2 protein-coding genes are annotated in these 1,392 nt (G+C 67.1%); both read left to right on the forward strand.

Annotation, left to right across the window (positions count from 1 at the left end; translation table 11 throughout):
* The coding region (prs, locus tag PGX04_RS21075) for a ribose-phosphate diphosphokinase (RefSeq protein ID WP_273740302.1) at positions 1–427 on the forward strand (427 nt) is incomplete at its 5' end.
* Positions 428–531: 104 nt separating this feature from the next.
* Positions 532–1,074 carry a heme NO-binding domain-containing protein gene (locus tag PGX04_RS21080; RefSeq protein ID WP_273740303.1) on the forward strand — a complete coding sequence of 181 codons (543 nt, stop codon included), beginning with the start codon at positions 532–534 and terminating at the stop codon, positions 1,072–1,074.
* Positions 1,075–1,392 lie beyond the last annotated feature (318 nt).

Below are 1,392 nucleotides of genomic sequence, written 5' to 3' on the forward strand. Positions count from 1 at the left end.
CCGACTGGCCGAGCCGCTGCCCGACGACCTTGCGGAGCCGGTCTTTCTCTCCCCCGACGCCGGCGCGATCGATCTCGCCGAGACGGTCCGGGACGCCGCCGGCGCGGGCGAGATCGACTACTTCGAGAAGACCCGCCACTCCGGAACCGACGTCGAGATATCCCCGAGCGGCATCGACGTGGCCGACCGAGACGTCGTCGTGGTCGACGATATCATCGCGACGGGGTCCACGATGAGCGAGGCCGTCGGCGTCCTACAGGAGCGAAACGTGGAACGTGTGTTCGTCACCTGCGTCCACCCGCTGCTGGCCCGCAACGCCGTCACGAAGCTCTCGCGGGCCGGCGTCGAAGCGATCTACGGCACCGACACCATCGAGCGCGGGGTCAGCGCCGTCTCCGTCGCACCGACCCTCGCGAGACACCTGTAAGTAAACGGTTAAGTAGTCCCCGGGTAGTGCCCTAGGTGTTAGCGCGTGGCACGAGACTCGCTCGGCCACACGAGACGCCGCGGATACCGACCTACATTGACTCGATGCACGGAATCGTCCACAAAACCCTCAAAGAGTACGTCGTCACCCGGACCGACGACGACACGTGGGGCACGATCGTCGAACGCTCCGGCCTCGAGCCGAAGCTGTACCTGCCCGTCACCCACTACGACGACGGCGAGATCGACGCCATCCTCGAGACGCTGTCGGCGATGGCCACCCAGAACAGGCGCGCGATCGAACGCGACTTCGGTCGGACCCTCTCGCCGGAACTGCTGTCGACGTTCAACGCTCACTTCCGCCGCGACTGGGACCTGCCGGAACTGCTCGAGTCACTCGAGGCTGTCACCGACGACGTCGACGCTGCAACCGAGGGGACCGTACTGCCTGCACTCTCCTGTCACCGCGAGTCCGACGCTGCGGTCGTCACGTACGAGTCGGGCCGCGACACCCGATACTGCGGCCTCGCCCACGGGATTCTCGACGGGATCGTCGCCGCGTTCGACGCCGACGCGACCGTCGCGGAAACGGCCTGCGCCGACGACGGTGCCGACGCGTGTCAGTTCCGCGTCGACCTCGAGGCGTGAGACCCCTGCGGTGAGTCAGCCGGCACTCTCTCCAATCGAACTCGTCGGTAGCGAGGGGTGCGAACGCCGCAGGTGCGATCGTGCACGACGGATCGCGGTCATCCCGAACGTCGAACGCGGGATCCGTTTCTTTGAGACGGTCTGTCGTAACGATGTCCCGGAGCACCCGCAGGACGGTTCGCGGTTGCTCCCGAACTGACGGACAACGGTCCGTCTGAGCCACGGCCGCGATCCCGCTCGCGATCAGCGACGGCGGGCCAGCAATGCCCCGGAAGCGGCCATCACGAGGGCGACGAGTGCCGCCGGGACGCCGAATCC

It is taken from the genome of Natrinema soli, assembly GCF_028618695.1.

What these genes read in the sequence shown, in the direction of transcription:
- PGX04_RS21080 (WP_273740303.1), top strand. Translation starts at nt 532, where the DNA reads ATGCACGGAATCGTCCACAAAACCCTCAAAGAGTACGTCGTCACCCGG.